This is a genomic window from Pseudomonas sp. B2021 (genome assembly GCF_018135665.1).
In the GTDB taxonomy this organism is placed as follows: domain Bacteria; phylum Pseudomonadota; class Gammaproteobacteria; order Pseudomonadales; family Pseudomonadaceae; genus Aquipseudomonas; species Aquipseudomonas lactis.
The window spans coordinates 1-227 of the sequence record NZ_SMOF01000051.1; the positions used below are offsets into that span (position 1 = coordinate 1).

Below are 227 nucleotides of genomic sequence, written 5' to 3' on the forward strand. Positions count from 1 at the left end.
ATTCTTATCATCAGTTTCTTGAGGGTAAGGGTATTCAAGCATCCATGTCACGTAAGGGTAACAGCCCAGACAATGGTATGATGGAGTCTTTCTTTGGGATTCTGAAATCAGAAATGTTTTACGGTTATGAGAAGTCGTTCCAGTCGCTTAAGCAATTGGAACAAGCTATTGTAGACTATATTGATTACTACAACAATAAACTAATTAAGGTAAAACTAAAAGAACTC

General features: G+C 36.1%; 1 protein-coding gene. It reads left to right on the forward strand.

The window, feature by feature from the left end:
• Positions 1-227: IS3 family transposase (locus E1K68_RS27615; RefSeq protein ID WP_212614978.1), on the forward strand; the 227-nt coding region annotated here is incomplete at both ends.